Genomic DNA, 25,315 nt, shown 5'->3' on the forward strand with positions numbered 1-25,315 from the left:
GCTACAATATGGCAGACCCCGCCGTTTAGCGGAAACGAGTCTGGAGATCGCAGCCATGTCCGCACAACGCGCCGACGCCCGGCGCAACTACCTGCGCATCCTCGCGGTGGCGGAGGAAGAGGTCGCCGCACACGGTGCTGACGCGTCCTTCGAGCAGATCGCGCGCACTGCGGGAGTCGGCTCGGCGACGGTGCGCCGGCACTTCCCCTCACGCCTGGCGCTGCTGGAAACGGTCTCCCGAGAGCGGGTCGAGGCCCTGCGCGCGCACGCCGGCGATCTGGCGGGCAGCCCTGGCGGCGACCGGTATGCCGTTCTGATGGAGTGGCTCGAAGAGGTCGTCGTCTACTGTGTGCGAGCCCGCGGACTGGCGGTCGCACTCTCCTACGACGGTTCCGTGCACGACAACAGCTGCTCGACGACACTCCAGGAAGCCGCTGGACCACTGCTGGGCGACGCCGCGCGGGACGGTTCCATGGACCCGGACGTCACAGCGGCCGACCTGATCACACTGGCCGTCGGCCTCGCGATGGCCACAGAACACCATCCCGACCCCACCGCTTCGGCAAAGAGGCTGCTCCGGCTCATGGCCATGGGACTGAACCTGCGGAACCCGCCGTGCGCAGGGGGCATTTCCCACGTCACCGTGCCGGCCGCCGGAGGCGTTCCGTAGGATCCGACCGTGACGACGGGAACAGGGACAACGGGAACAGGTGTGCCGGGAGCGGGGGCGCAGTGGTCCGGGTGGGGGCCGCCGACCGAGACCGAGCGGCTGCTCCACGAGACGGCGGCGGCCGGCGACCGGGACGCGATGCTGGACGCCCTGGCCCGGAGCAGGCTCTACGTGCTCGTCGCCCGACTGCACGCGGACACTCCCGGCTACGCTCCCTTGCTCACCGCCCACCCGGACCCCGTGACGCCGGGCCGGAGATGTGTCACCGCGCATACCTCCGGCACATTGCCGCCCTGGCACCCGGAATGGGTGTTCGAGACGATCGACCTCGACGAGCTGAGGCGCCGCTGGCCGGACGGGGTGCGGTGGCTGGTCATCAATCCGGGTACGCCCTATGCCGTCACCGTCGCGGCCGGCCCGGGACGTCGCAGGGCATGGCAGAAGGCCCATGAACGGTCCGCGGGGCCGCAGAGCGACCTGCTGGTGACACACCGGGCCGGACCGCTGCACGGCCCGCTCGCGCACGGACTGGCCCTCGGCGCCCATCTCGCCGTGAACAACGGCATCGTCTGGAACGACCTGGGAGCCACCTACCAGGGTTACTCGACGGATCGCGCCCGGCTTCGTCATCCCTGGGGAGTGCTGGACCGCGCGGCCTACCGGGAGACGCTCGAAGCGCTGCTGACCGCCCGGCTCGTCGGCCGTACCTACGAGTCGGTGCTCCAGATCCGCAGCACCCTCGCGGGGCGCCTGGGCCGGACCCCCACCGTCCCGGAGTGGTCCGCCGCGCTCACCGATGCGCTGACGCGCCGCCGGACCCCACCGTCCGAGGCGGCCGAGGCCCATGAGGCACTGCGGCTGGCTGTCACGTACGAGGGCAGGCTCCGCGCGGACGGCGCCCTCGGCGTCGACGAACGGGTCGACACGCTGGCCGCCTTCGACTACGGACGGGCCGTCAACGTCGTGCGGCTCGCACTGGGCGCCCGCCTCTGCGATCCGCACGAAGCCGAACAGGCCGTGCTGCGGATCGGCGCCCTGGCCGGGCAGGCATACAGCTCCTGGGCGCAGTTCTCGCTCGGCTACTCGCTGGCCCGCGCGATGAACTTCGACGAGGACGATCGGTCCGGGGTGATGTACGAGCAGTCACTCGCCCAGCACAGGGTCCTGACGCAGGACCCCAACAGCCCCTACCGGAACATCGCATGGTCATGAGTCCGCTGCCCTCCTATCCCAGCCACCCTGCCCACGGCGTCCCCTGGGTGTCGCCGTCGATGACGGAACATCTGCTGTACGAGGCCGGAGCACGCGGTGACGCGGAGGCCCAACTGCGTGTGCTGGCCGGCGAGGAGCTGTACATCGTCGCGCCGAAGTCCGAGGCGGACGCCGCTCCCGACATGATCACCTGGCGCTCGTACCGGGACGGGACCGGCCGGAACTGCCGACCGGTACTCACCCGTGGGATGCTGCCGCCCTGGCACCCGGAGTGGGTGTTCCACGGTGTCTCCCTGAAGTGGGTGGCGGAGTCCGACTGGCGCGACCCCCACCAACTGCTGTCCGTCAACACGGGCACACCCGCCCAGAGCCTCTTCCCGGCGACGCCCCCGCACCGTGCGATGTGGCTGCGCTACCACGCGGAGAACGACCGCCCGAGAAGCGACCGGCTGATCGCGTTGCGCCACGGGGCGCTGCACGGCCCACTGGCGTACGGGCTGGCGTGCGGGGCGCATCTGGCGGTCGGCAACGGCGTGCCCTGGAACGAGGTGGGCACCGTCTACCACGAGTACTCGTGCGAGCTGGAGCTCCTCCGCGACTCATGGGGCATCACCGAACCGACCGGCTGGCGAGGGCAGTTGGACGCTCTGCTGGAGGCGCGCAACAGTCCGGCCGAGCCCGATTTCGTACTCCGGGTGCGTGAACAGCTCAGGGCCGGGCTGGGCGAGCAGCCGTCCGCGGACCTGTGGCGTGAGACGGCCGCCGGGCACGCCCAGGACATCGGGGTGGGCCACGACACGGTCAGGGACATCGAGGAACTCGTACGGCGCATCGTCAGGTACGAGGCCCGGTTCCGCGCGGACGGGCTGCTGCCGCCGGACGGCCGGGTCACCACGACCGTCGCCTACGACTACGGGCGGGCTGTGAATCTGGCCAGATGGGGGCTGTCCGCCCGATTCTGCGTTCCGCACGAGGCGGAGCAGGCCGTCGTCCACGCCGGCGCGCTGAGCAGGTCGGCCTACCGCTCCTGGGAGGACTTCTCGGCGGGGTACGCGCTGGGCCGTGTGCTGCGGTTCGACGGCGAGGACTACGGCGACTACTACCGGAGCAATGTCACTGCGCACCAGCTGCTGACGGAGAGCGAAGGCAGCCCGTGGCGGAACATCCCCTGGCGCTGAGTCCGCAGGCCTCATCCCGGCCGTCAGGCCTGCGGGTCTCCGAGCGCGTACAGCCGGGGGAGATTGACGACGATCGCCTCCTGCGTGCTGCGGGCGATGACGACCACGGCCTCCTCTGCCGGGTCGGGGTTCTCCTCCCGGTGCGGCACGAAGGGCGGGACGAAGATGTAGTCACCGGGTGAGGTGCGCAGCCGTACCTCCTCCGGTTCGCCGCCGGAGTCGTCCAGGAAGACGAACTCGGGGTGTCCGCTGACCACATGGATCGCGGTCTCGGACTCACCGTGGTGGTGGTCGGAGGAGGAGGTCGCGGGGGCCACGTGGGTCTGGCCCATCCACAGCCTCTCCGCTCCGACGGTCTTTCCGCTGACGGCGGCGAACCTGCGCATGCCTCCGCTCTGGGCGGTGTCGCCGTCCAGGGCGTCCGCACGGATGTGGTGCACCCGGCTGCGCAGCGGCGCGGCCGACTGGTCCGGGGCGTCGTGGAGGTGAGGGTGGAAGCCTTCACCGGGGGTTGTCAGCGGCTCACTCATGGCAGGGACGCTAGAGCGGCACTGAAAAGGATGTCAAGAGGTGTCCATTGCCCTTCACCTGCGGCAATGTTGCCGCAACGTAGGGGTGGGGTGCCGCGAAGCCCTTGTCGCGGAAGGGCCGTCGGGCATGATGTGGGCATGCATATCTCCGCGAAGGCGGACTACGCCACGCGGGCCCTCCTGGAGCTCGCCCGTGAGCCTGGCCGTCCGCTCACCTGTGAGGCCATCGCTTCCTCGCAGGAAATCCCGTTCCGGTTCCTGAAGTCCGTCGTGGGCGAGTTGCGCAGAGCCGGCCTGGTGCGCAGCCAGCGTGGCTGCGAGGGCGGTTACTGGCTCGGCAGGCCGGCCGGCGAGATCGCCCTGCTGGACATCGTGCGTGCCGTCGACGGCGAAGTGATCACCCTGCGCGGCGAGTCCCTGGCCGCGCTCGACTACCCCGGCCCGGCTGTGGGCCTGCCCGGTGTGTGGCGGCGGGTCGAGGCGGAGGCCACGGCGGTCCTGGGCGGACTCACCCTGGCCTCCCTGCTGCCCGCGGGCGCGCTGGAACGGCAGTCCGGGGTCGGAGTCTCGTGACGGGCACCCCGCAACCGCCGCCCCTGGTGGAGGTGGTGGAGTACACCGATCCGATGTGTCCCTGGGCCTGGGGCTCCGAGCCGGCATTCCGCCGTCTGCGGGCGGCCCTGGCGGACCGGGTCCGCTGGCGGCGCTCGTACGCCATCCTCTTCGACGTCGACGACGATCCGCCGCCCGACCCGGCGGCCGAGACGGCCTGGTACGCGAGCTACGTGGAGGAGATCAGCTCGCACACCCTGGCGCCCCGCGCGGTCCGGCTGAGCCGGGTCGCGGCGAGCTCCTGGCCCTCCTCGCTCGTGGCCAAGGCCGCTGAGCTCCAAGGGGCCGACGTGGCCGAGCGGGTGCTGCGGCGGCTGCGGGAGACCGTGTTCGTGCTCGGGGAGCCGGCCGACACCAGCGCGCTCGCGCTCGCCGCGGCGCGAGGCGTGCCCGGCCTGGATCCGGGGCGGCTGAGGTCCGACGCGGCCTCGGACGAAGTGCTCGAACGGGTACGGGCCGACCGGGCGGAGGCGCGCCGCCCGGTGCCCGAAGTGCTGTCCGTGCGCGACGGATCGCCACACCCCGGTGCGGCCAGGCCGACCCCCGACGACGGGTTCCGGTACGCGCTCCCGACCCTCCTGTTCCGTTCTCCGGCCGGGTACCGGGCGGTGCCTGGCCTGCGGCCCTTCGCGACCTACGCGGCGGCGGTCGAGGAGGTCCGCCCCGGGCTGCTGGAGACCCCTGTGACCCTCTCCCCGGCCGAGGCTCTGGAGCGTTATCGGAGCCTGACCGGACCGGAGGCGGAGCTGCTCACTGAAGGGGGCCGGCCACCTTCGGACGCGGTCCGGGTGGATACCGGGAACGGGCCGCTGTGGCTGCATCCCGGGGAGGCCGCGGTGCACCCGGCCACCAGCCTCCGGCCTCCGGCGGGGCCCTGATCTGCGGTCAGGGACCGTTCCACCGAATGAGACACCAATTGGTGTCCATTGACAGACGCCGACGGCTGCCAGCAGGATGTGCACCATGTTCACGACGCACCCCGGTGTGGTGTGCCGATACGTGGATCTTCGGCGCACCTCCAGCGCACTCTGTCGCTGACCGGCCACCGCTCCGATCCACAGGCCCCGCCTGACGCCCGCCGGCAGCACTGACTGCCCGCTGCAGCGCCGAGCCGCGCCTGTCCCCGCGCTTCCTGCCTCTGGGCTCCGCCGCGCACCGTCGCGCACCGGATCCCGCACCCCGGCCCGCCCCTGAGCCCCGGCGCTCCTCATGGAGCGTCGTCTCACGCACGGCCGGGTTTACCCCCTCCTCCCCGCCCGGCCCCTGGCCGAGGGCCGGCCTGCCCGCGTGCCCGAAGGCCTGTCCCGGTCCCCGCTGTCCGCACGCCCCCTGTGCCGGCCGGCGGTCCGGCGCGGGTGCCGAGCTGCCTCCCCTTCCCCGACCTCCCGCCCTGATCCGTCCCGCTCCGTCCCCGATCCGGGGCCGGAGCAGGGCGGGACTGTCACAGAGAGAATGAGATGTCCCCTCGACTCACGACGCTCCGCCCCGGACGCCACGTCCGGTCGGCCCGACGGGCCGGCGGCCTTCGGTCCGCGGCCCTGGGAACCGCCTTCGTCGCTCTTCTCGCCCCTGCCCTGAGCGCCTGCGGCGGCGACGTCTCCGCCTCGTCCGGCAGTGCCGCCCTGAAGTGGGCCTCCTCCTACTTCCCCGCCCACTGGGACCCGGTGGTCTCCGGCAGCGGGGCCCAGTTCCGTGAACTCGCTCTGGTATACGCCTCGTTGACGCGGACCGACGAGTCCGGCAAGGCCGTGCCCGACCTCGCCGAGAGCTGGGAGTACAACGCCGCCGGCGACCGGATCACCTTCCACCTGCGCCCCGGTCTGAAGTTCAGCGACGGTGAGCCGGTCGACGCCACCGCGGTCAAGGCCGCAGTGGAACGGGCCAAGAAGCAGAAGAACTCCGCTCTCTTCGGCGACCTGACGTCGATCAAGTCCGTCGACGCCAACGGACTGGACGCGGTCCTCCACCTTACCCAGGTCGACTACCAGATACCGCAACTGCTCGGCGAGCGCGTCCTCCAGATCGCCAGCCCCAAGGCGGCCGAAGACCCCGCCGAACTGGACCAGCACCCCGTCGGGGCAGGGCCGTTCATCGTCAAGCAACTGGTCCCGGGCACCAAGGCCGTCCTGACCAAGAACCCCGGCTACTGGGACGCGAAGAACATCCACATCGACGACGTCGAGCTGAACTCCGCCCCCGACACCTCGACCGTCGTCTCCGGCCTGCAGACCGGTGTCTACAACTTCGCGGACCTCGATCCGAGCCAGGCGGACGCCGCGAAGAAGGCCGGGCTGGACGTCTTCTCCCAGCCGGGGTTCAACGCCTCCAACATCAGCCTCAACGTCAACAAGGCACCGTTCGACGACGACCGGGTCGTCGACGCCGTCCGTTACGCGGTCAACCGGAAGGAATTCGTCGACAAACTGACCTTCGGCTACGGCGAGGTGACCAACCAGCCCTTCCCCAAGGGATACGTCGCCTACGACCCGAAGTCGGAGAACGCCTACCCCTTCGACCCGGACAAGGCCAGGCAGCTGCTGGCCGACGCCGGACACAAGGCCGGCGACATCAAGCTCAGCCTCGTCGTCCCGGCCGAGGACCCGCAGGCCGAGATCGTGCAGTCGCAGCTGGCAGCGGTGGGCATCAAGGTGACCATCAAGATCGACAAGAACTGGGCCACCCCGTTCTTCGCCAAGAACCTGACGTTCTCGCTGTACTCGACCACGGGCCGCGACTCCGCCGTGCAGACCCTCACGGCCCACTTCGGCCCCAACGGCCCGCTCAACCTCAGCACGCCGTACGAGCCGGACGGATTCGACGAGGCCGTGGCCAAGGTCCGCCGGACACCGCTGGACTCGCCGAAGTACACCGAGACCCTTCAGAAGGCGACCCGGGCCGGCCTCGGGAGCAAGGCGCTGGTCTTCACGTACTCCGCGCCGAACCTCTTCGCCAAGAGCAAGCAGATCTCCGGACTGCCGAAGAACCCGGCCCACATCGACTGGACCGGTGTGACCGTCAACGGCGCCAACTGAGCCGCCGCCCAAGGCAACTGACATGCATTCGATGAAGAGAGAGGGGCAAGCCCCATGACGACGAGCGCTCCACCGGTGGCTCCTGCCCGCCGTCGCGGGCTCGCCGCGGCCGGCGCCCGGCACGCGGCGGGCCGGGTCCTGGCCGCCCTCGGCCGGTCGGTCGCGATCTTCGTACCCGTGTTCCTGGTCGCGACGTTCGTGACGTTCGCCCTGCGGTCGCTGAGCGGCCTCAGCCCGGCGCGCATCCAGCTGGGCGAGGAGGCGACGCCCGAGGCGATCCACCGGATCGAGGCACAGTGGGGCCTCGACAAGCCCTTCCTGACCCAGTACTGGGACTGGTTCACCGGCGTACTGCACGGACAGCTCGGCACCAGCTGGGTCAACGGGGCCGACATCTCCACCCTGATCGGTCTCGGCCTGGGTGTCAGTCTGTCGGTCGCCACGTTCGCGCTGATCATCGGTGTGGTGGCCGGGTTCGGTCTCGGCACCCTGGCCGCCCTCCGGCGCACCACCCTCGTCGACCGTGCGATCACGGGGTTCGTCACCGTGATCTCGGTGATGCCGGCCTTCGTCGTCGGCATCGTGCTGGTCGCGGTCCTCGCTGTCGGACTCCACCTCTTCCCCTCGGCCGGCTACATCCCGGCGGAGCAGGGCTTCGGTCCCTGGCTCGCCCACATCACCCTCCCCGCGCTCGCGCTGAGCTTCGACGTCATCGCCGACGTCGCCCGCCAGCTGCGTACCAGCCTCATCTCGGCCTACGACGAGAACTACGTGACCGGCGCGGTGGTACGGGGACTGAGTCCCCGGCGGATCTTCTTCGGCCACGTGCTGCGCAACGGTCTCGGGCCGGCGCTCGCGACGCTGGGCCAGAAGTTCCCCGCACTGGTCGGCGCCTCCGTCGTCACGGAGTGGATCTTCGGCCTCCAGGGCTTCGGCAGATTCGCCAACGACTCCGCCCAGGCCGGTGACGTACCCGCGGTGCAGGGCGTCCTCGTGGTCTCGATCGTGCTGGTCGTCTCCTTCAACCTGATCATCAATCTGGTGCTGGCACGCGTCATGCCGGCATCGCAGCGGGGGGTGTGACCATGGTGCGCCGCGTGCTCGCGCTCGTGTCCGGCCGGATCGCCGTCGTCATCCTCGTGGTGATCGCACTGCTCGCGGTACTCGGACCGTGGCTCGCCCCGCAGAATCCCCTGGCCACCAGCGACAACCCGCTCGCCGATGTCTCGGGCGCCCACTGGCTGGGCACCGACTACCTCGGCCGTGACGTGCTCAGCCGACTCCTGGCCGGCTCACGCGTCAGCGTGCTCGGCTCGCTGGAGGTCGCGCTCATGGCCCTGGTCGTCGGCGCCGTGCCGGGCATCCTGTCGGTCTATCTCGGCCGGGCCTTCGAGTGGTTCACCCTCCGCCTGGCGGACACGCTCGTGGCCCTGCCGTTCCTGCTGTTCGCCATCGCCGTGATCGCCCTGCTGGGCAACGGCCTCACCCAGGCCATGCTCGTCACCGGAGCGCTGGTCTCGCCCCTCTTCTACCGGGTGTCCCGCGCGGCGACACTGGCCGTCGCCCGCTCCCCGTACGTGGAGGCCGCGATCATCTCCGGCGCCTCGGTCGGCTGGGTCGTACGCCGTCACGTCTGGGTCAAGGTGCTCCCGCCGATCGCGATCGCACTCGCCCAGACCATCGGTGTCGGCTTCGTCATCGTGTCGAGCCTGACGTTCCTCGGCATCGGCGTCCAGCCTCCGGCGCCCACCTGGGGCGGGCTGCTCGCCTCCGACCTGGGCTACCTCAGCCACCAGCCATGGGCACCGGTGGCGCCCGCCCTGCTGATCATGGTCACCGTCTGGGCCTGCAACCTCCTCGCCGACGCCATCCGCGATGTCTCCGGCGAGGCCGGGCGGGCCCTGGTCAACAACCGCAAGGCCCGTGCCAACCGCCTCGGGCGGAGCGGTCCCGTCACCACCGGAGGTTCCCTGTGACGACCGTGTCCCAGAACATCGCTCCCGGGCAGGCCGAGCTCCATGTCACCGCCGACCGGCCCGGCCCGGCGCCCGCGCCGGTGCTCTCCCTTCGCGACGTACGCATCAGCGACCGCGTCACCGACCGGGAGATCGTGCACGGCGTCACCTTCGACCTCACATCCGGCAAGGCGGTCGGCATCGTCGGCGAGTCCGGCAGCGGCAAGACGCTCACCTGCCGGGCCGCGCTCGGCATCCTTCCCGCGCACTTCGAGGTCTCCGGCGGCTCGATCGAGATCGCCGGCACCGACATCGCGACCCTCACGTCCCGGCAGTGGACGGCCCTGCGCGGCGCCACGATCGGCGCGGTCTTCCAGGACCCGGCGTCCTACCTCAACCCTTCGATCCGCGTGGGCGCCCAGATCGCCGAGGTCCTGCGGGCCAAGCAGGGGCTGAAACGGCGCGAGGCACGGCACCGCGCCGTCGAACTGCTCCGGGCGGTGCGGCTGCGCGACCCGGAGCTGGTCTACAGCCAGTACACCTACGAGCTGTCGGGAGGCATGCTCCAGCGCGTCCTGATCGCGGCGGCCATCGCCGTCGAACCGCGCACCCTCATCGCCGACGAGGCCACCACGGCCCTCGACGTCACCGTCCAGGCCGAGATCCTCGATCTGCTCGCCGAGCTTCGGGAGCGGACCGGACTGGCGCTCGTGGTCGTCTCCCACGACCTGGCCGTCGTTGCCCAGCTGTGCGACGAGGTCCTCGTGATGAAGCAGGGCGACGTGGTGGAGCACGGCCCGACACGGGCGGTGCTCCACGACCCGCAGCACGAGTACACCCGGCTGCTCATCGCCGAGCACAACCAGTACGGCCTGGAGAAGTTCCTCGCACCCAAGGAGCCATCATGAGCACCGAGTTCGCCGAAGCGGAGACAGCGACAGCCGGTCGTGGGGGAGGCGCCGGGCCGGTGCTCGAGGTCAGCGGGCTGGACGTGTCCTACGGACGGGGCCGCCGGCGCCGCCGCGCCCTGCACGGAGTCTCGCTGAGCGTCGCACCCGGCGAGACCGTGGGGGTCATCGGCGAGACGGGATCGGGCAAGTCCACCCTCGCCCGCGCCGTACTCGGCCTGGTGCCGGCCTCGGCCGGATCGGTCCTCATCGACGGTGAGGACGTGACCCCCTACTCCCGCCGCCAGTGGCGCACCCTGCGCCGCCGCGGCGTCGTCCAGTACGTCTTCCAGGATCCGCTGCGCAGCCTCGACCCGGATCTCACCGTCGAGGACTCCCTGACCGAACCCCTGCTCGTCCAGGGCGTCACGCGTAAGGAGGCAGCCGCGCGCGCCCGGTCGTTCCTGGACCGCGTCCACCTCTCAGGAGAACTCTTCGAGCGGTTGCCCGGCGAGCTCTCCGGCGGTCAGCGCCAACGCGTCGCCGTGGCCCGGGCGCTGGTCACCGAGCCCCGGCTGGTCATCCTCGACGAGCCGGTCAGCGCACTGGACTCCGCCAACCGCGTCAAGGTCCTGGAAATCCTGAAGGAGCTACGAGCCACCGGCGTGGCCCTCGTCCTCATCTCCCACGACCTCGGGTCCGTGGCGGGGACCGCAGATCGCATCGCGGTGCTCTACCGGGGCGAACTCGTCGAGGCCGGTGCCTCCCCGGACGTCATCAACCGCCCCCGGCACGCGTACACCCGACTGCTCGTCAGCTCGGCGCCGACGCTGCGCACGGGCGCGGCGGACCGGTCGGAGCGCGAGGCGCTGCGCGCGCTGTTGAACGCCTGAGCGCGACGTCACCCGTACGGCCCGGCCCCCGACAAGTCTGCCGACCCCGCGAACTCCTTGAACTCCCTGAACTCCTTGAACTCTTTGAGAGGAACAGCCATGTCCCGCACGATCCACCTCGCGCTGCACCCCTACGGCGTCGGAGGCCCCGGACAGCACGGTCTGTGGAAGGACCCGCGCGTCGCCAAGAACGCCAGTATCGACATCAACTACTACATCCAGCAGGCCCAGGCGGCCGAGCACGCACTCTTCGACGCGCTCTTCATCGTCGACAGCCAGTTCATCAACAGCACCTACCCGTCGCACTACCTCAACCGGCTGGAGCCCCTCACCCTCCTGTCCGCGGTGGCCACCCACACCAAGCACATAGGCCTGGTCGGCACGGCGAGCTCGACGTACAACTCGCCGTTCAACCTCGCCCGCCGCTTCGCCTCCCTCGACCACATCAGCGGCGGGCGCGCCGGATGGAACGTGGTGACCAGCTTCGACACCGGCACTTCCAGGAACTACGGGCTGGACGAGCACCTGGACTACACGACGCGGTACGGCCGGGCGCTGGAGTTCGTCCAGGTCGCCAGGGGACTGTGGGACTCCTACGAGGACGACGCCTTCCCGGCCGACCCGGAACGCGATGTCTTCCTCGATCCGGCCCGGCTGCACGCGCTCGACCACGCCGGGGAGCACTTCAAGGTCGCGGGCCCGCTCAACATCTCCCGATCGCCCCAGGGCCAGCCGGTCATCTTCCAGGCCGGGGTCTCGCCCGAGGGGCGCGATCTCGCCGCGCGGGTGGCAGAGGGCATCTACGCCCCGGGCGGCTCCCTGGAACAGGCACAGGAGTACTACGCCGACATCAAGCGGCGCACCGCGGCCTACGGCCGCGATCCCGACCACATCAAGGTGTTCATCCACGGTGGCCCGGTCGTCGGCGCGACCGACCAGGACGCCAGGAGCCGCGAACGGGAGATCTTCGAGGAGGACAACGACTTCCCGAGCAACCTCGCGCTCCTGGGCCGCTCCTTCGGGGCGTACGACTTCGCCGGCCACGACCTGGACGCGCCCTTCCCGGACGTCTCCCACCTCGCGGAGAAGGGCGGCCGTACCGGCGCCGCGAAGATCATCGAGCGCGCCCGCGCAGAGAACCTGACGCTGCGCCAGGTCGCCGATTCGGTCAACGCGTTCCGTCGCTCGCCGTTCGTCGGCGCCCCGGAGACCGTCGCCGACACCATCGAGCAGTGGTTCGACGCCGGTACCTTCGACGGCATCAATCTCGCCTTCCGGAACAACGACGACCTCAGCCTCTTCGTCGACGGCGTGGTTCCCCTCCTGCAGAAGCGCGGTCTGTTCCGCACGGAGTACGAGGCCGACACCCTGCGGGGCAATCTCGGCCTCCCGTTCGCCGCCAACCGGCACACGCTCGATCGCGAGCTCGTCCGCGACTGAGTACGCCGAGCGCCCTGAGCTCCGGCCGGCCCCGGGGCCCGCCCGCGGACGGCTGTTGATCACCGCCTGATCCCTGAAAGGCATTCACCTCATGACCGACGAGACACCGCGCTTCGGACTCGGCTTCCTCACCATGTCCAGGGCCGGGGCGGCACCGGCCCTCGGCGGGAAGCCCAGGGCCGCCCCCGCCCCCGCGGTCGGACCCGCCACCGAAGCCGCCACCGAACCCGCTGGAGTCTGAAATGCCCGAGTACAGCGACCACTTCGGCCCCGAGGGCCTCCGCATCCGCGGCACCGTCCTCGTGGTGCCCGGCCGGGGAGAGACCCGGGCGGCCTACACCCGGTTCGGCAGGCGCCTCGCCGCCGACGCCTACCGGGTCCGGGTCATCGACGCACCGGAGATCGACGCCGACGACCTGAACGGCTCGCTGGCCGGCTTCGGTGCCCAGCTCGCCGCGGCGCTCGAAGGGACCGCGGCACAGGACGGTGTCGTCCGTCCCGTCGTGCTCGTGGGGGCCGACACCGGCGCGGCCGCGGTCGCCGCGCTGCTCGGCCTGGAGGAGACCCCTGCCGCCTGGCGGCCGGAGGCCGTCGTGCTCGCCGGGCTCCCGGGCCACACGGCCACCGAGGCAGGCGACTGGGACGAGGAACTCGACGTACGCACCTTCTGTCCCGCGCACCGGAGCACTCTCACCGAGGACGCCGGGGTCCGGCGGGGCTCTCTCCAGGACGCGGTGCCGGACGCCCTGCTCACGGCTGCGTACGGCGGCGACGTGGGCGTCCCGGCGCTGATCCTCGTGGGCGACGCCGATCCGCTCGTCGACCGGGATGCCGTGACCCGTACGGCGAAGTCCCTCTCCCGGGCCCGTCTCTCGGTGGTCAGGGATGCCCATCACGATGTCCTCAACGACCTCCAGCACCGCTCGGTGGCGGCCGAGATCATCACGTTCCTGGAGACACTGCGCAACGAACTGACCTCCGTGATCGCGGTCGAGTCCAGCGCGTGGTGAGTGCCGCCGTCCGGTCGCACCGTCCGAAGCCGCGTCCCGCCGGACCCGACGTCCGGCCCATCCGAACCACCGACCCGAAGGGTGCCCCCATGGCCACCGTCCTGTCCGTCTCCGGAAGCCCCTCCCCGACGTCCCGAACCGCACGGCTCCTGCGTGACCTGGACGACCGGCTGAGGGACCAGGGGCACGAGGTGATCTCGCTGGAGGTCCGCACCCTGCCCGCGGACGCGCTGCTCGGCGCACAGTTCGGCCATCCTGCGATCCTCGCGGCCACCGAGCTGTTCGCGCAGGCGGACGGGGTGGTGATCGGCACCCCGGTCTACAAAGCCGCCTACTCCGGGCTGCTCAAGTCACTGCTCGATCTGCTCCCGCAGTACGCGCTGACCGGCAAGACCGTCCTGCCGCTGGCCACCGGCGGCAGCATGGCCCACGTCCTGGCGATCGACTACGCGCTGCGCCCCGTGCTGAGCTCCATGGGCGCCGCGCACATCGTGCCGGGGTGGTTCACGCTGGACAAGGACATCAGCGTCGGCCAGGACGGCGAGTTGACCGTCGCCCCGGGCTCCGCCGAGGCCCTTGCCGAGGTGACCGACCGCTTCTCCGCGGCGCTGGGAGCCCGTACCGCGCACCTGGCAGCCGCGGAGTGAGCGGGCGCGCGGCGATCGGCGGCTGACAGAGGGAACGGTCGTAGTGGATGACCGGGCGGCGGCAGCTTCTCGACCGGCGCCTCCTCGGTGGGCACGCGCCCACCGAGGAGGCCAGGCGTGTGGCGCAGGATCTGGGCCACTTCCAGGAAGCCGGTGGTCGGGCCGCGGGCGTGACGGTCGCGCGACAGCCCCGGTGCGTCGGTGTCGGTCCAGTCGTCCTCGGTCTACCCGGAGCCCGGCTCGGGCACGGGCATCCCACGGGGCCGCCTCCTCCCTCAGCCGCCGCGGACCGCCCCGATCCGTGAGAAGCGGTGCGCTCATGCCGCAGTGGCGGGAAGCTCGGTGAGGAACTCGCGTACGTGGCGGAGCCAGATCGCCCGGTCTGCCGGGTTCAGAACGTGGGCGGCGCCGGGCAGTTCGAGCAACTGGGCGCCAGGAATGCCGGCCGCCAGACGGTACGAGCTCTCGGGCAGCACCAGCCGGTCGCCGGTCGGCGCCACCACCAGGGTGGGGAGTCGAGACGGTGCGCCGCATTCGCTCTCTGCTCGCGGCAGGCCTTCCGACCGCTCTGATCGCCCAGGTTCTGCCGTGCATCAGGACGAACGACGAGCACCTCGTGCCCACCTGCCCGGACCTGGTCGCCCAACTGTGCCGGGAGGGCGAGCGGATTACTCGCGCCATCGAAGGTCTACAGGCGTCGCGCGCGATTCTCGACACCATCATCACCGCCGCGCCCTCAGGGGACGCCGAGACACTGAGGCCGCCTCAGCCTGCCGCTGCCGCGGCAGACTGACAGGAAGAGCCCCTGATCGAGCCGCTTGCCCCTGCGAGGCGGAAGGTGCCGTACGGGTCGATGTTCGACCAGAACATGACCAGAACTTCACTGGCGTCACCGCCCCGCCTGATCGCCCTCCCGAGCCGGCAGTTCGACCAGTCGGCGTCCTTCTGTTCGTCAGCGAGAGCGGTGAAGACCACCTTGTCAGGCGCGAGGTGACTGTTCCCATTCCTGGGTGAGCCAGGTAGATCGCGTCTGTGAGTGTCGTCTTACCCGCGCCGTTCGGCCCTTCTCATGGCCCGGCCGACCGGGATGCTCACCCTGTCCGCCGAGGCCGTAATGCGGTGGACAGCCCTCCGGCCCTGGGCGACCATCTCCGTGATGAATAGCGAACCTCTCTCCACCCGCAAACATGTCCGTTTCGTCGAGCTCGGCGCGAAGGCGCTGCGGGCGCTTGCCGACGGTGACCTCGCCGGCGGCAGCGCCGAGGCTGGGGTCGCCCTTGACGAACACTTCGTCGGCGACAGGGCCCGCTGGATCTTCGGCTATCGCGCTGACCAGCTCGCCAAGGACCCGTCTGCCGCGCCCTGGATCACGCGGGCCGCGGTGTCCGAGCCGGACGAGATCGTCGTCGGCGACGCCGGGTTCCACGGGCCGCCGGATGAGGCCGGCATGGTCGAGGTCGGCTTCACGGTCGTGCCCGGATACCGTCGCCAGGGCTATGCCCGCGCCATTCTGATGGCGCTACTCGTCAGGGCCGCCGCCGAACCCGATGTCAGGACCGTGCGGGCCAGGATCAGCCCCGACAACACCGCCTCCCTGGCCACCATCGCGGGCTTCGGCTTCACACGTGTCGGCGAGCAGGGCAATGAGCGCGACGGGCTCTCGATCGTCTTCGAGGTCCCGGCAGACGCGATTCAGGCCAAGCTGTCGGCCTCGGGGGACAGTGCGAGCGTCCCGGCCGGGCCGTGACATAACAAGGGCCGAACGGGTTGGGTGAGTTGTGAAGCTGACCTGGGTCTGTGCGACCTGTTCCGGGGCGGGGAGCGTCGACGGGCGGAAAGTGCCCGTCGAAAGCCCAAGCTGGTCTTCCTCGATCGGCTGCTGGTCACCCTCGTTCATCTGCGCCATCAGTTGCCGCACATGGTGCTCGCCGAACTCTTTGACGTGGATCGCTCCATCATCTCCGCGGCCATCCGCCAGGTCCGCTCGCTGCTGTCCGGCCTGGTTCTCCCGGGCCGGATGCCATGACCAGACCGCCGTGCGTGCCGAGGGCGTCGCCGAGCAGTTCGGCACCCCGCCCCGGCGTGAAAGCGAAGGTCGACTCCGGTTACCTCGGGCTGGCCAAGCAGTTCTCCGCCACGTCAGCGCCCCGCCGAGGAAGCCCAAGGACACATGAGCCGGGCCTTGGCCCGGAAATGCCCCGGAACAGCTGGTCAGAGGCACGCCGGAAAGGGCACCTGACAGGTTAAACGCCTGGTCAGGCGCCCTTCTTTTGGCGTCTAGAAGAAGCCGAGCTTCTTCGGCGAGTACGACACCAGCAGGTTCTTCGTCTGCTGGTAGTGCTCCAGCATCATCCGGTGGTTCTCCCGGCCGATACCGGACTGCTTGTACCCGCCGAACGCCGCGTGCGCCGGGTACGCGTGATAGCAGTTCGTCCAGACCCGGCCCGCCTGGATGGCGCGGCCCGCCCGGTACGCGGTGTTCGTGTCGCGAGTCCACACGCCCGCCCCGAGCCCGTACAGGGTGTCGTTCGCGGTGCGGATCGCGTCGTCGAAGTCCGAGAAGGACGTGACGGCGACGACCGGGCCGAAGATCTCCTCCTGGAAGACCCGCATCCGGTTGTCGCCCTCGAAGATCGTCGGCTGTACGTAGTAGCCCCCCGCCAGTTCCCCGTCGTACTCGATCCGCTCGCCGCCCGTAAGGACCTTCGCGCCCTCCTGCCGGCCGATGTCCAGGTACGAGAGGATCTTCTGGAGCTGGTCGTTGGAGGCCTGGGCGCCGACCATCGTGTCCGTGTCCAGCGGATGACCCGGCACGATCTGTTCGGTACGCGCGATGCCCGCTTCCAGGAACTCGCTGTAGTGGCCGCGCTGGATCAGCGCGCGCGACGGACACGTGCAGACCTCGCCCTGGTTGAGGGCGAACATGGTGAAGCCTTCCAGAGCCTTGTCGCGGAAGTCGTCATCGGCCGACCAGACGTCGTCGAAGAAGATGTTCGGGGACTTGCCGCCCAGCTCCAGGGTCACCGGCTTGATGTTCTCGGAGGCGTACTGCATGATCAGCCGCCCCGTCGTGGTCTCCCCGGTGAACGCGATCTTCGCGACGCGCGGGCTGGAGGCCAACGGCTTGCCGGCCTCCGCACCGAAGCCGTTGACGATGTTGACGACACCCGGCGGCAGCAGGTCGGCCACCAGGCTCAGCCACACATGGATGGAGGCCGGGGTCTGCTCGGCCGGCTTGAGGACCACCGCGTTGCCCGCCGCGAGGGCCGGGGCCAGTTTCCAGGTGGCCATCAGGATGGGGAAGTTCCACGGAATGATCTGCGCGACCACGCCGAGCGGCTCGTGAAAGTGGTACGCGACGGTGTCCTCGTCTAGCTGGCTGAGCGAGCCCTCCTGGGCCCGCAGCGCGCCCGCGAAGTAGCGGAAGTGATCGATGGCCAGCGGAATGTCGGCCGCCAGGGTCTCCCGTACCGGCTTGCCGTTCTCCCAGCTCTCCGCGACCGCGAGCTCCTCCAGATGAGCCTCCATCCGGTCCGCGATCCGGTTGAGGACCGAGGCCCGGTCGCCCGCCGACGTGGCACCCCAGGCCGGTGCCGCGGCGTGCGCCGCGTCCAGGGCGTGCTCGATGTCCTCGGCGGTTCCTCGGGCGATCTCGGTGAACGGGCGGCCGTTGACGGGGCTCGGGTTCTCGAAGTACTGGCCACGGGCGGGCGGTACGTACTCGCCACCGATCCAGTGGTCGTAGCGCGACTCGTACGAGACGATCGCACCCTCGGTGCCCGGCGCAGCGTAACGGGTCATCTCTGTGGCCTCCCGGATCCGGTGCCGCCCGCCGTTGGGCGGCCCTCGGCGCGAGGCTAAACAGCGCGACGTTGCAACCCCGTTGCGTACCGCCCGACGTCCGCGTAGCGGGCGCCGAGGGCCGGGAAGCGCTCGACCTCCGCGTCCCGGCCGTCGGGGCGAAAGTCCAGGTGGAGGTGGTTCTTGCCGGTCATTTCCTCCGCGCCGGGCCCGAAGAGCAGGCCGGGCAGTCGGTTGAGCTCCGGCCTGATCTCGCTTTCCTCGGGCGGTCAGATGATCCGCAGGGAACGGCCCAGTGGCCTTCATCCGGAGTAGCGTGGTGCCGCTACGGCCCCTTGTGGGCTTCACCCCGGACCGGGCAACTCCCGCGCGCCCGTCCGCGGCCGTGATGTGCGCTTGCAGCGCGTAGCCAGCGACCTTTTGGCGCAGCCTGCCGTTCGCGTCCCACCGACCGAGAACGAGCCAGGGGCGGGCGGAACTACTCCGCGACCGTCCCACGCCATGATCCACAGGAATCGCCTAGCGCAGTTCCGCGTCCAGTGACCTGGCCCGAGCCAGCAGCGCCGGCCGCTGAGCCGCCGGCGCTGCCGCGGCCAGGGCCCGCCACGCGGGGAGGTCGTCCTCGCCCCATGGACTCGACGCCCAGTCCGCCAGCAGCCCCGGATCGCCGCGCGCGATCAGCGCGGCCCGCAGCGAATCGTCGAGCCGGCGTCGTAGCCGCACGACCGACGGGGCCTGCGAACCCGGCAGCAGCGGACCCGCGTAGGCGCTCATGGCCGAGGCGACCGCGCCCGAGGCCAGCCGACGTGCGACCGTGTCGAAGTCGGCGTCGACGCGGGAGGCGAGACGGTAGGGACGGGAGAGCAGCAGGTCGGGGCCGAGCAAGCGGCGCAACCGGGAGAGTTCGGCCCGCAGTGTCACCGGGGTGACCGACTCGTCCTCGTAGAGCTCGATGAGGAGTTCCTCGCCGCCGATGCCTTCGGGGCGCCTGGCCAGCGCCACCAGGATCTCGCTGTGCCGCGGGCTGAGGCGGAGCGCCCGGCCGGCCACGGTCAGCAACGCCTCGCTCCTGCCGAGCGCGCTGAGCCGTACGGTGCCGGCGGCCGGGGGCGGTGCGAGCAGGGCCAGTTGGGATTCTGCGGCGCGGGCGACCGCCTGCACGAACGCCAGGCTGTGCGGATGCGCGAGACCGTTCCCGCCGGTGATGTCGACCGCGCCCAGGACCCGTCCGGTGTGCGGGTCGTGCAGTGGCGCGGCCGCGCACGTCCACTGCTGCACCGGACGCAGGAAGTGCTCGGCCGCGAACACCTGGACCGGGCGGTCCACGGCGATGGCCGTCCCCGGCGCGTTGGTGCCGGCGACGGACTCCGCCCAGCGGGCGCCCTCCACGAAGTTCATCCGACCGGCCCGCCGTCGGGTCACCGGGTGACCCTCGACCCACAGCAGCCTGCCGTGCGCGTCGCACACCGCCAGCAGGTGCTCCCCGTCCGTCGCGTAGGCGCTCATCAGCTCCCGGATCACCGGCATGGCACGGGCGAGCGGATGGGACTCCCGGTACGGGCCGACGTCGTCGGCGTCCAGATCGACCAGCGCGGCGCCGTCCGGGCAGACGCGGGCCCGCGCCGAGCGGCGCCAGGATTCGCCCACCACCGGGCGGACCGGTCGCTCCAGGCGGCCGGCCGCGGTGAACACCTCGTGCGCGTGGCGCAGTTCGCCGAGCCGTTCACCGGGGTCCGCGTCGGCTGCCAGGGCCAACCAGGGGTCCGTCAACTCACCCTCCCGTCCAGGGGCGCCTTACACCTCCCATCGTCGTCGCAGCGGACGCCCGCGACAACCGTGGTGCGCAGAGCATTCGGGCAGGGCCTGACCCGGGACCGCTCGGCCGTCGGTCAGCCCGTTCCGAGGAGGTTGACGAGGCGGATGTACCGGACCCAGTCCCAGTTCGGACCCGGATCGGTGTGGTCGGTGCCCGGGACCTGCACATGGCCGAGAATGTGCGCACGGTCCTTGGGGATGCCGTAACGGTCGCAGACCGAGGCGGTCAGCAGCGCCGACTTCTCGTACATGGCGTCGGTGAAGTATTCGGGCTGGTCCACATAGCCCTCGTGCTCGATGCCGATGCTGCGGGTGTTGTAGTCCCAGTTGCCCGCGTGCCAGGCGATGTTCTGCTCCCTGACGCACTGGTCGATGTAGCCGTCCACCGAGCGGACCACATAGTGCGCGGACACCTGCTTCGCCGGGTTCTTGAAGATCGCGACCGCGTCCGAGAACGTCTCCTGGGTGACATGGATGATCACGTACTGCACGGGATACGCCGAAGGGCGCGTCGAGACCGTGTAGTTGGACGTCGAAGCGGGCACCCAGTGGGCCGACGGATAGTCCGTGTTGCCGGCCGCTGCCGCCGCGGTGGCCCGTGCGGAGGCGGGGAGCAGCGTGGCCGCGGCCGTGGCCGCCGCGCCCTGAAGGATCCTTCTCCGGTGCATGTGTACTCCAGCTGTGGGTGGGGGAGCGGGGGAGGCGAGAGGTGGGCCGGTCCGGCGGCGGGTCCAGAGAGAGGGTCCGGGGTGTCCGAGTGGCAGGAGACCCCGTGTTCGGCGCGGCGGACCACCGTGGGGGAGGCTGCCTTCGCCGGGCCCCCGGGCATCCGGTCGGGGACGGCATCTTCTGTCCGATGGCCGGAACGCGTTGTCCGATGTACGGCCGAGCGGCTCGCGGGCCCCAGAGTACGGGGGCCGCGCGAGCGGCGGAAGACGGCATGAGGGCGAACTCACGCTCGGTCAGGTGACGGGCCGGAGGATTGTCGCGGCGGCAGCGGCCGGGGGCGATACGCCCGCCCACGGTCGCCAGTGAGGTCCCGTCAGATCCCGCCCGGGCCCGCGTCGCCCCGGCCCGCTTCGTCCTGACCCGCGTCGCTCTGCCCCGCACCGGCCAGGGCCGCCGCCGGATCGTCGTCGGCGGGACCGGCCGGGGTCCACCGACCGCTCTCCTTGCGGTACGGATACCAGCGCCCGTCCCGTCCGTAGCGGAGCTGGAGCGCGCCGTCCACCGACGTCCAGCGGTTGTGCTCTGCCCGCAGCCGCGGCGCCTCGTCCCCGTCCCAGGCGGCGGCGAGCTGCGTCCTGGCGTGGGCCAGTGACGCCGCGTCCGGTGTCCACTGCTCGTCGAGGACGGAGAGCGCCGCGGCGCCGCCGTACCGCCAGGCATGGACCGCGATCCGCAGCCCGGCCGGTCCGCGCCCCGACCCGGTCGCCAGCCGGGTCGCGATCCACGGTTCGGGACGCGCGGTGGCGGCCAGCCGTACCGCGTCCTGTTCCGGGGTCAGCGCGGCCGCAACAGGCTGCAGCCCGTGGCCGGGTGCCAGCGCGTCCGCCAGCATCCGGTGAGCGCGTGCGGCGCTGTCCGTCGCCAGCATCTCCAGCGCCGTCGGGTCCACGCCGGGCTCCGGGTCGGTCTCCGTGTCCAGCGAGGGAGACACGCCGGCCTCGGCGGGAAGCGCCGGGGGAGGGGGCAGCGGCGGGAGGATGCCGCCCGCCGCGTGCGCCTCCGCCGCCGGGACCCCGCGCACCCCCCGGTTCGCGGGCCCGGCCGCCGGTGCGCCGACGGGCCCGGACGGCTCGTGTCCCGCGGCGCGGGCGGTGATCCGCACCTGGAGTTCGTCGAGCAGCCGGCGCTCGCCCCGTCCGCGCATCAGCAGCAGGACGAACGGGTCCTGGTCCAGCAGCCGCGCGACCTGGTAGCAGAGTGCGGCGGTGTGCGGGCAGTGGTCCCAGGCCTCGCAGGTGCACTCCGGATCGAGGTCACCGATGGCCGGAAGCAGTTCCACGCCCGCCGCGGACGCGTCCTCGACCAGATGCGGTGGCATCTCGCGGTCGAGCAACGCCGCGATGTGCCCGGCCCGGTCGACCGCCATGTCCAGGAACCTGTCCCACTCCTCCTCGCTCAGCTCCTGGAGCAGCACGTCACTGCGGTGGGCGCTCGTATCCCGGTCCTGCACCACAGCCGTGATCCGGCCGGGCCGCACCGACACCACACCGACCCCGCCCTCACGGGCGAGCCGGCGTCCCTTCTTGAGCTGCTGGCCGTCCAGCGCGGTGTCCTCCAGCGCCTTCAGCCAGGCCCGGCCCCACCAGGACTCCGCGAAAGCGCGCCCGCTCGCAGGCGGCAGTGCGGCGAAGGTGCGCTCCTGCGAAGGGGGCGGGGGAGCCGTTCCGTCCTGCCCGCCGCCCTCGTAGGTGTCGCTGTCGTCGTAGGGGCCCGAGTATCCGTCGGAGTCGTATCCGTCGGATTCGTAGCCGTCCGGTTCATATCTGTCCGGCTCGTATGCGCCGGGCTCGTATCCGTCGCTCATCGTGCGCCCCCTCGCAGCTCGACCAGGTCGGCCAGTTCCGCGTCGCTGAGTTCGGTCAGGGCGCTCTCGCCGGAACCGAGGACCGAGTCCGCGAGCCCCTGCTTACGGGCCAGCATCCCGGCGATCCGGTCCTCGATGGTGCCCTCGGCGATCAGCCGGTGGACCTGCACCGGCTGGGTCTGCCCGATGCGGTACGCACGGTCGGTGGCCTGGGCCTCCACCGCGGGGTTCCACCAGCGGTCGAAGTGCACCACGTGGCCCGCCCGGGTGAGGTTGAGCCCCGTCCCGGCCGCCTTGAGCGACAGCAGGAAGACCGGGGCCTCGCCCGCCTGGAAACGGTTGACCATCGCTTCCCGCGCGGCGACCGGAGTGCCGCCGTGCAGGAACTGGGTACGGACCCCGCGCGCCGCCAGGTGCTGTTCGAGGAGCCGGGCCATCTGCACGTACTGGGTGAACACCAGGACGGCCGCACCCTCCGCGAGGATGGTGTCCAGGAGCTCGTCGAGCAGCTCCAGCTTTCCCGAACGCCCGGCGATCTGCGGCTCCTCCTCCTTGAGGTACTGCGCGGGATGGTTGCAGATCTGTTTGAGCGCGGTCAGCAGCTTCACCACTAGGCCCCGCCGGGCGATGCCGTCGGCGGCGGAGATCGCCGCCAGCGTCTCGCGTACCACCGCCTCGTACAGGCCCGCCTGCTCGGCCGTCAGGGAGACCGCACGGTCCGTCTCGGTCTTCGGCGGCAGCTCCGGTGCGATGCCCGGGTCGGACTTGCGCCGGCGCAGCAGGAACGGACGCACCAGCGCGCCGAGCCGCTCGGCCGCCGCGGGGTCGCTGCCGTCCTCCACCGCTCGCGCGTACCTGGTACGGAACGTGCCGAGCCGGCCGAGCAGACCTGGGGTCGTCCAGTCGAGGATCGCCCACAGTTCGGAGAGGTTGTTCTCCACCGGAGTGCCGGTCAGGGCGACCCGGGCCCGCGCGCCGATCGTGCGCAGCTGCTTGGCCGTCGCCGAGTACGGGTTCTTCACGTGCTGCGCCTCGTCGGCGACGACCATGCCCCACCGGGTGGCCGCGAGCCTAGGAGTGTCCAGCCGCATCGTCCCGTACGTGGTGAGGACGAACTCGCCGTCGGTGAGGTCCTCCAGGCTCCGTGCGCCGCCGTGGAAGCGGCGCACCGGGGTGCCAGGGGCGAACTTCTCGATCTCCCGCTGCCAGTTGCCCATCAGGGAGGTCGGGCAGACGACCAGGGTGGGGCCCGCGGCCGATTCGATGGTCTGCCGGTGCAGGTGCAGCGCGATCAGAGTGATGGTCTTGCCGAGCCCCATGTCATCCGCGAGGCAGCCGCCGAGCCCGAGCGAGGTCATCGTGTGCAGCCAGTTCAGGCCACGGAGCTGGTAGTCGCGCAAGGTCGCGGTGAGCGCCGCGGGCTGACCGAGCGCGGGCTCGCCGTCCTGTCCCCGGGACTCCGGATCGGCGACCCGCTGTCGCAGTGTCTCCAGCCAGCCGGTGGCCCGGACCTCGACCCGGCGGCCGCCGACCTCGGCGGAGCCGGTCAGTACTGCCCCGAGCGCGTCGATGGGGGTGACCTTGCGGTCCTGGGTCTCCCGGGCGCGGCGCGCCTCCTCGGGATCGATCAGCACCCACTGGTCGCGCAGCCGGACCAGCGGCCGGCCCGCCTCGGCCAGCCGGTCCAGCTCGGCGCGGCTGAGGCTCCGGTCCCCGAGCGCGAACCGCCAGTCGAACGCGAGCAGGGAGTCCGCCGACAGGAGTGGCGCGGTGTCAGAGCCGGTACGGGCAGCTGGCCGGAAACCGTCCGGTCCGGTGCCGTCGTCCTCGTCTTCGGGCGGGCCGATCACGGCACGCGCCGTGAGCTTTCGGGCCAGCTCCCTGGGCCAGTGCACCTGCACGCCCGTCGCGGCGAGCGCCCGTGAGGCGGGGCCGAGCAGTTCCCCGATCTCCTCGTCGGCCGGTTCCACGGCGTCCGGCACGGCGGCCGACAGCAGCGGGGTCAGGGGCGGCCAGGCGCGGGCGGCCCGGCGCAGCATCAGCAGGGCGTCCATCCGGGCCTTCGGCCCGAGGGCGGCGGCGGCCGGTCCGTTGCCCGTCCAGATCATGGCGGCATCGGTGACCAGCGTGGGGTCGCTGACACTGTGGATCTGCGGGACCACCCGGAAGGACGGGCCGGACAGCAGGCCGCCGTGCCCCTCGTCGGTCCGGTCGAGCCCGGAAACCTCCACGCGAAGGGAGAGCCGGACACCCGCGTCGTGACCGGCCGCGACATCCGCGGCCCAGGCGCGGTGGTCCGGGAGCCGCTGCGGAGTGTCCGCGGTGAAGGCCGGGCCACCGTTGGCCAGGGCCGCGGCGGGCGTGCGCGGCAGGCCGTCGGCCACCGCGTCGAGGAACGCCCGTACCAGCCACTCCGGTTCGGGCAGCAGTAGTGGCTCGGCAGCCTCATCCAGCGGAACCGCGTGGGCACTTGGCGGCATGGAGGCGGCCAGGGCGCGGATCCGGTCCTGATCGTCCGCGGTGAGCGGTCCGGCCCGCCACGCGTCCTGGTCCGTGCCGCTCAGCCCCGGCAACAGCAGCCCACGCGCGGTGAACTGAAGGGCCACCAGCCCGACCGCGCCCCAGAAGGAAGCCGACACCGAGGCGTGCTCGGAGACCCGTGCGCGGGTCAGTACCGGCAGTGCGTCCCGCACGGGGAGCAGTCGCGCCGGTACTTCGTACGGCTCGGCGTCGGCATCGGTCACGGTCAGGGCCTCGACGGTCCCCGGGGCATCGGGCGGACTGCTACCGTCTGGGCACCAGAAGGCGACGCGTCCGGTCCGGGAGGGATCCGCGGGCAGGAACACCACGGAACAGCCGATGAGTGCGGAGATCTCGGAGAGCGTTGCTGCGGGGAGGCTGTGCACAGCGATGTCAGATTCCTCAAATTTGACTAGTTGGCTGAGGTCGCCGAGGGTACTCCATCGCATCCGGCGACGGGGCTAGTCGCCGCATGTTTTAGATCACACGCCTGTGTCCGGTATGTCGGTCAGGTGTAGCCAGCCCCCTCCGGAATGAGGGGGCTGGCACCAGGAAACCTCGGGTGGTGGCTCCATGGCTG

General features: G+C 71.2%; 24 protein-coding genes and 1 pseudogene. 17 read left to right on the forward strand and 8 right to left on the reverse strand.

The genetic code is table 11. From position 1 onward, the window contains the following. The first annotated feature begins 55 nt into the window (after nt 1-55). Genes OG892_RS38095 through OG892_RS38105 form a run of 3 tightly spaced genes read left to right on the forward strand, consistent with a single transcriptional unit; the run spans nt 56 to nt 3,060 of the window. Nucleotides 56-670 (forward strand): TetR/AcrR family transcriptional regulator, encoded by a 615-nt coding sequence (locus OG892_RS38095; RefSeq protein ID WP_073733901.1) that lies wholly within the window; start codon nt 56-58, stop codon nt 668-670. 9 nt (nt 671-679) lie between these two features. Continuing rightward, nucleotides 680-1,882: a DUF1266 domain-containing protein gene (locus OG892_RS38100; protein WP_371631465.1), complete on the forward strand. Its 1,203-nt coding sequence runs from the start codon at nt 680-682 to the stop codon at nt 1,880-1,882. Beyond that, nucleotides 1,873-3,060, forward strand: a complete 1,188-nt coding sequence (locus OG892_RS38105; RefSeq protein ID WP_073733899.1) for a DUF1266 domain-containing protein — start codon at nt 1,873-1,875, stop codon at nt 3,058-3,060. Before OG892_RS38100 ends, OG892_RS38105 begins: the two co-directional genes overlap by 10 nt. 23 nt (nt 3,061-3,083) lie before the next feature. Here the strand turns inward: OG892_RS38105 and OG892_RS38110 are convergent, their stop codons facing one another. Beyond that, nucleotides 3,084-3,590, reverse strand: coding sequence for a cupin domain-containing protein (locus OG892_RS38110; protein ID WP_073733898.1), 507 nt, complete (start codon nt 3,588-3,590; stop codon nt 3,084-3,086). Nucleotides 3,591-3,728: 138 nt separating this feature from the next. Here OG892_RS38110 and OG892_RS38115 point away from each other — a divergent pair, with 138 nt between their 5' ends. The 11 genes from OG892_RS38115 to ssuE all read left to right on the forward strand — a co-directional run bounded on the left by OG892_RS38115 (nt 3,729) and on the right by ssuE (nt 14,066). Next, nucleotides 3,729-4,163 carry an Rrf2 family transcriptional regulator gene (locus tag OG892_RS38115; protein WP_073733897.1) on the forward strand — a complete coding sequence of 145 codons (435 nt, stop codon included), beginning with the start codon at nt 3,729-3,731 and terminating at the stop codon, nt 4,161-4,163. Next, on the forward strand, nt 4,160-5,080 hold the full coding sequence (locus OG892_RS38120; protein WP_371631466.1) for a DsbA family protein: 921 nt from the start codon (nt 4,160-4,162) through the stop codon (nt 5,078-5,080). Before OG892_RS38115 ends, OG892_RS38120 begins: the two co-directional genes overlap by 4 nt. Nucleotides 5,081-5,659: 579 nt before the next feature. Beyond that, complete coding sequence (locus OG892_RS38125) at nt 5,660-7,234, forward strand: ABC transporter substrate-binding protein (protein WP_371631467.1); 1,575 nt, start codon at nt 5,660-5,662, stop codon at nt 7,232-7,234. A 54-nt stretch (nt 7,235-7,288) separates the two neighbouring features. Next, nucleotides 7,289-8,317 (forward strand): ABC transporter permease, encoded by a 1,029-nt coding sequence (locus OG892_RS38130; RefSeq protein WP_073733894.1) that lies wholly within the window; start codon nt 7,289-7,291, stop codon nt 8,315-8,317. 2 nt (nt 8,318-8,319) lie between these two features. Further along, entirely contained in the window at nt 8,320-9,210 is an 891-nt protein-coding gene (locus tag OG892_RS38135; protein ID WP_328864256.1) for an ABC transporter permease, read from the forward strand. Beyond that, a complete protein-coding gene (locus OG892_RS38140; protein WP_371631468.1) occupies nt 9,207-10,097 on the forward strand; it encodes an ABC transporter ATP-binding protein in 891 nt (296 codons plus the stop codon). Before OG892_RS38135 ends, OG892_RS38140 begins: the two co-directional genes overlap by 4 nt. Next, on the forward strand, nt 10,094-10,969 hold the full coding sequence (locus OG892_RS38145) for an ABC transporter ATP-binding protein (RefSeq protein ID WP_328864255.1): 876 nt from the start codon (nt 10,094-10,096) through the stop codon (nt 10,967-10,969). Before OG892_RS38140 ends, OG892_RS38145 begins: the two co-directional genes overlap by 4 nt. 99 nt (nt 10,970-11,068) lie before the next feature. Beyond that, a complete protein-coding gene (locus OG892_RS38150; protein ID WP_371631469.1) occupies nt 11,069-12,409 on the forward strand; it encodes an LLM class flavin-dependent oxidoreductase in 1,341 nt (446 codons plus the stop codon). 91 nt (nt 12,410-12,500) lie between these two features. Beyond that, the gene (locus OG892_RS38155; protein WP_158072217.1) at nt 12,501-12,650 is read left to right on the forward strand and encodes a hypothetical protein; all 150 of its coding nucleotides are present in this window, start codon (nt 12,501-12,503) and stop codon (nt 12,648-12,650) included. 1 nt (nt 12,651) lies between these two features. Continuing rightward, a complete protein-coding gene (locus OG892_RS38160) occupies nt 12,652-13,419 on the forward strand; it encodes an alpha/beta hydrolase (RefSeq protein WP_371631470.1) in 768 nt (255 codons plus the stop codon). An 89-nt stretch (nt 13,420-13,508) separates the two neighbouring features. Next, on the forward strand, nt 13,509-14,066 hold the full coding sequence (ssuE, locus tag OG892_RS38165) for an NADPH-dependent FMN reductase (RefSeq protein WP_073734674.1): 558 nt from the start codon (nt 13,509-13,511) through the stop codon (nt 14,064-14,066). Between the two features lie 317 nt (nt 14,067-14,383). Here the strand turns inward: ssuE and OG892_RS38170 are convergent, their stop codons facing one another. Beyond that, the gene (locus OG892_RS38170; protein WP_242436574.1) at nt 14,384-14,566 is read right to left on the reverse strand and encodes an alpha/beta fold hydrolase; all 183 of its coding nucleotides are present in this window, start codon (nt 14,564-14,566) and stop codon (nt 14,384-14,386) included. Nucleotides 14,567-14,589: 23 nt separating this feature from the next. On the opposite strand from OG892_RS38170, the gene OG892_RS38175 reads away from it, so the two are divergent. The 3 genes from OG892_RS38175 (at nt 14,590) to OG892_RS38185 (ending at nt 16,092) form a co-directional block, all read left to right on the forward strand. Beyond that, on the forward strand, nt 14,590-14,859 hold the full coding sequence (locus OG892_RS38175; RefSeq protein WP_371631471.1) for a hypothetical protein: 270 nt from the start codon (nt 14,590-14,592) through the stop codon (nt 14,857-14,859). Nucleotides 14,860-15,222: 363 nt separating this feature from the next. After that, a complete protein-coding gene (locus tag OG892_RS38180; RefSeq protein WP_073734673.1) occupies nt 15,223-15,813 on the forward strand; it encodes a GNAT family N-acetyltransferase in 591 nt (196 codons plus the stop codon). A 24-nt stretch (nt 15,814-15,837) separates the two neighbouring features. Continuing rightward, nucleotides 15,838-16,092 carry a transposase family protein gene (locus tag OG892_RS38185; RefSeq protein WP_073733888.1) on the forward strand — a complete coding sequence of 85 codons (255 nt, stop codon included), beginning with the start codon at nt 15,838-15,840 and terminating at the stop codon, nt 16,090-16,092. A gap of 251 nt (nt 16,093-16,343) precedes the next feature. On the opposite strand, the gene OG892_RS38190 is transcribed toward OG892_RS38185, so the two are convergent. From OG892_RS38190 to OG892_RS38215, 6 genes and pseudogenes are all read right to left on the reverse strand, one after another. Next, complete coding sequence (locus tag OG892_RS38190) at nt 16,344-17,867, reverse strand: aldehyde dehydrogenase family protein (RefSeq protein WP_328694721.1); 1,524 nt, start codon at nt 17,865-17,867, stop codon at nt 16,344-16,346. A gap of 89 nt (nt 17,868-17,956) precedes the next feature. Next, a pseudogene (locus OG892_RS38195) lies at nt 17,957-18,130 on the reverse strand (VOC family protein); the annotation flags it as partial. Between the two features lie 256 nt (nt 18,131-18,386). Then, nucleotides 18,387-19,637: a GAF domain-containing protein gene (locus tag OG892_RS38200; RefSeq protein WP_328864251.1), complete on the reverse strand. Its 1,251-nt coding sequence runs from the start codon at nt 19,635-19,637 to the stop codon at nt 18,387-18,389. Nucleotides 19,638-19,756: 119 nt separating this feature from the next. After that, nucleotides 19,757-20,350 (reverse strand): peptidoglycan recognition family protein, encoded by a 594-nt coding sequence (locus OG892_RS38205; RefSeq protein WP_328864250.1) that lies wholly within the window; start codon nt 20,348-20,350, stop codon nt 19,757-19,759. A gap of 374 nt (nt 20,351-20,724) precedes the next feature. Further along, nucleotides 20,725-22,215 (reverse strand): SWF or SNF family helicase, encoded by a 1,491-nt coding sequence (locus OG892_RS38210; protein WP_371631472.1) that lies wholly within the window; start codon nt 22,213-22,215, stop codon nt 20,725-20,727. Further along, nucleotides 22,212-25,121: an SNF2-related protein gene (locus OG892_RS38215; RefSeq protein WP_371631473.1), complete on the reverse strand. Its 2,910-nt coding sequence runs from the start codon at nt 25,119-25,121 to the stop codon at nt 22,212-22,214. The genes OG892_RS38210 and OG892_RS38215 overlap by 4 nt, the downstream gene beginning before the upstream one ends. Nucleotides 25,122-25,315 lie beyond the last annotated feature (194 nt).

It is taken from the genome of Streptomyces sp. NBC_00341, assembly GCF_041435055.1.
GTDB lineage: Bacteria > Actinomycetota > Actinomycetes > Streptomycetales > Streptomycetaceae > Streptomyces.

Excerpts from the sequence above, each read along its gene's own strand:
- OG892_RS38095 (WP_073733901.1), top strand. The coding sequence starts at position 56 with ATGTCCGCACAACGCGCCGACGCCCGGCGCAACTACCTGCGCATCCTC.
- OG892_RS38105 (WP_073733899.1), top strand. The coding sequence starts at position 1,873 with ATGGTCATGAGTCCGCTGCCCTCCTATCCCAGCCACCCTGCCCACGGC.
- OG892_RS38110 (WP_073733898.1), bottom strand. The coding sequence starts at position 3,590 with ATGAGTGAGCCGCTGACAACCCCCGGTGAAGGCTTCCACCCTCACCTC.
- OG892_RS38115 (WP_073733897.1), top strand. The coding sequence starts at position 3,729 with ATGCATATCTCCGCGAAGGCGGACTACGCCACGCGGGCCCTCCTGGAG.
- OG892_RS38125 (WP_371631467.1), top strand. The coding sequence starts at position 5,660 with ATGTCCCCTCGACTCACGACGCTCCGCCCCGGACGCCACGTCCGGTCG.
- OG892_RS38130 (WP_073733894.1), top strand. The coding sequence starts at position 7,289 with ATGACGACGAGCGCTCCACCGGTGGCTCCTGCCCGCCGTCGCGGGCTC.
- OG892_RS38135 (WP_328864256.1), top strand. The coding sequence starts at position 8,320 with ATGGTGCGCCGCGTGCTCGCGCTCGTGTCCGGCCGGATCGCCGTCGTC.
- OG892_RS38145 (WP_328864255.1), top strand. The coding sequence starts at position 10,094 with ATGAGCACCGAGTTCGCCGAAGCGGAGACAGCGACAGCCGGTCGTGGG.
- OG892_RS38150 (WP_371631469.1), top strand. The coding sequence starts at position 11,069 with ATGTCCCGCACGATCCACCTCGCGCTGCACCCCTACGGCGTCGGAGGC.
- OG892_RS38155 (WP_158072217.1), top strand. The coding sequence starts at position 12,501 with ATGACCGACGAGACACCGCGCTTCGGACTCGGCTTCCTCACCATGTCC.
- OG892_RS38160 (WP_371631470.1), top strand. The coding sequence starts at position 12,652 with ATGCCCGAGTACAGCGACCACTTCGGCCCCGAGGGCCTCCGCATCCGC.
- ssuE (WP_073734674.1), top strand. The coding sequence starts at position 13,509 with ATGGCCACCGTCCTGTCCGTCTCCGGAAGCCCCTCCCCGACGTCCCGA.
- OG892_RS38180 (WP_073734673.1), top strand. The coding sequence starts at position 15,223 with ATGAATAGCGAACCTCTCTCCACCCGCAAACATGTCCGTTTCGTCGAG.
- OG892_RS38190 (WP_328694721.1), bottom strand. The coding sequence starts at position 17,867 with ATGACCCGTTACGCTGCGCCGGGCACCGAGGGTGCGATCGTCTCGTAC.
- OG892_RS38205 (WP_328864250.1), bottom strand. The coding sequence starts at position 20,350 with ATGCACCGGAGAAGGATCCTTCAGGGCGCGGCGGCCACGGCCGCGGCC.
- OG892_RS38210 (WP_371631472.1), bottom strand. The coding sequence starts at position 22,215 with ATGAGCGACGGATACGAGCCCGGCGCATACGAGCCGGACAGATATGAA.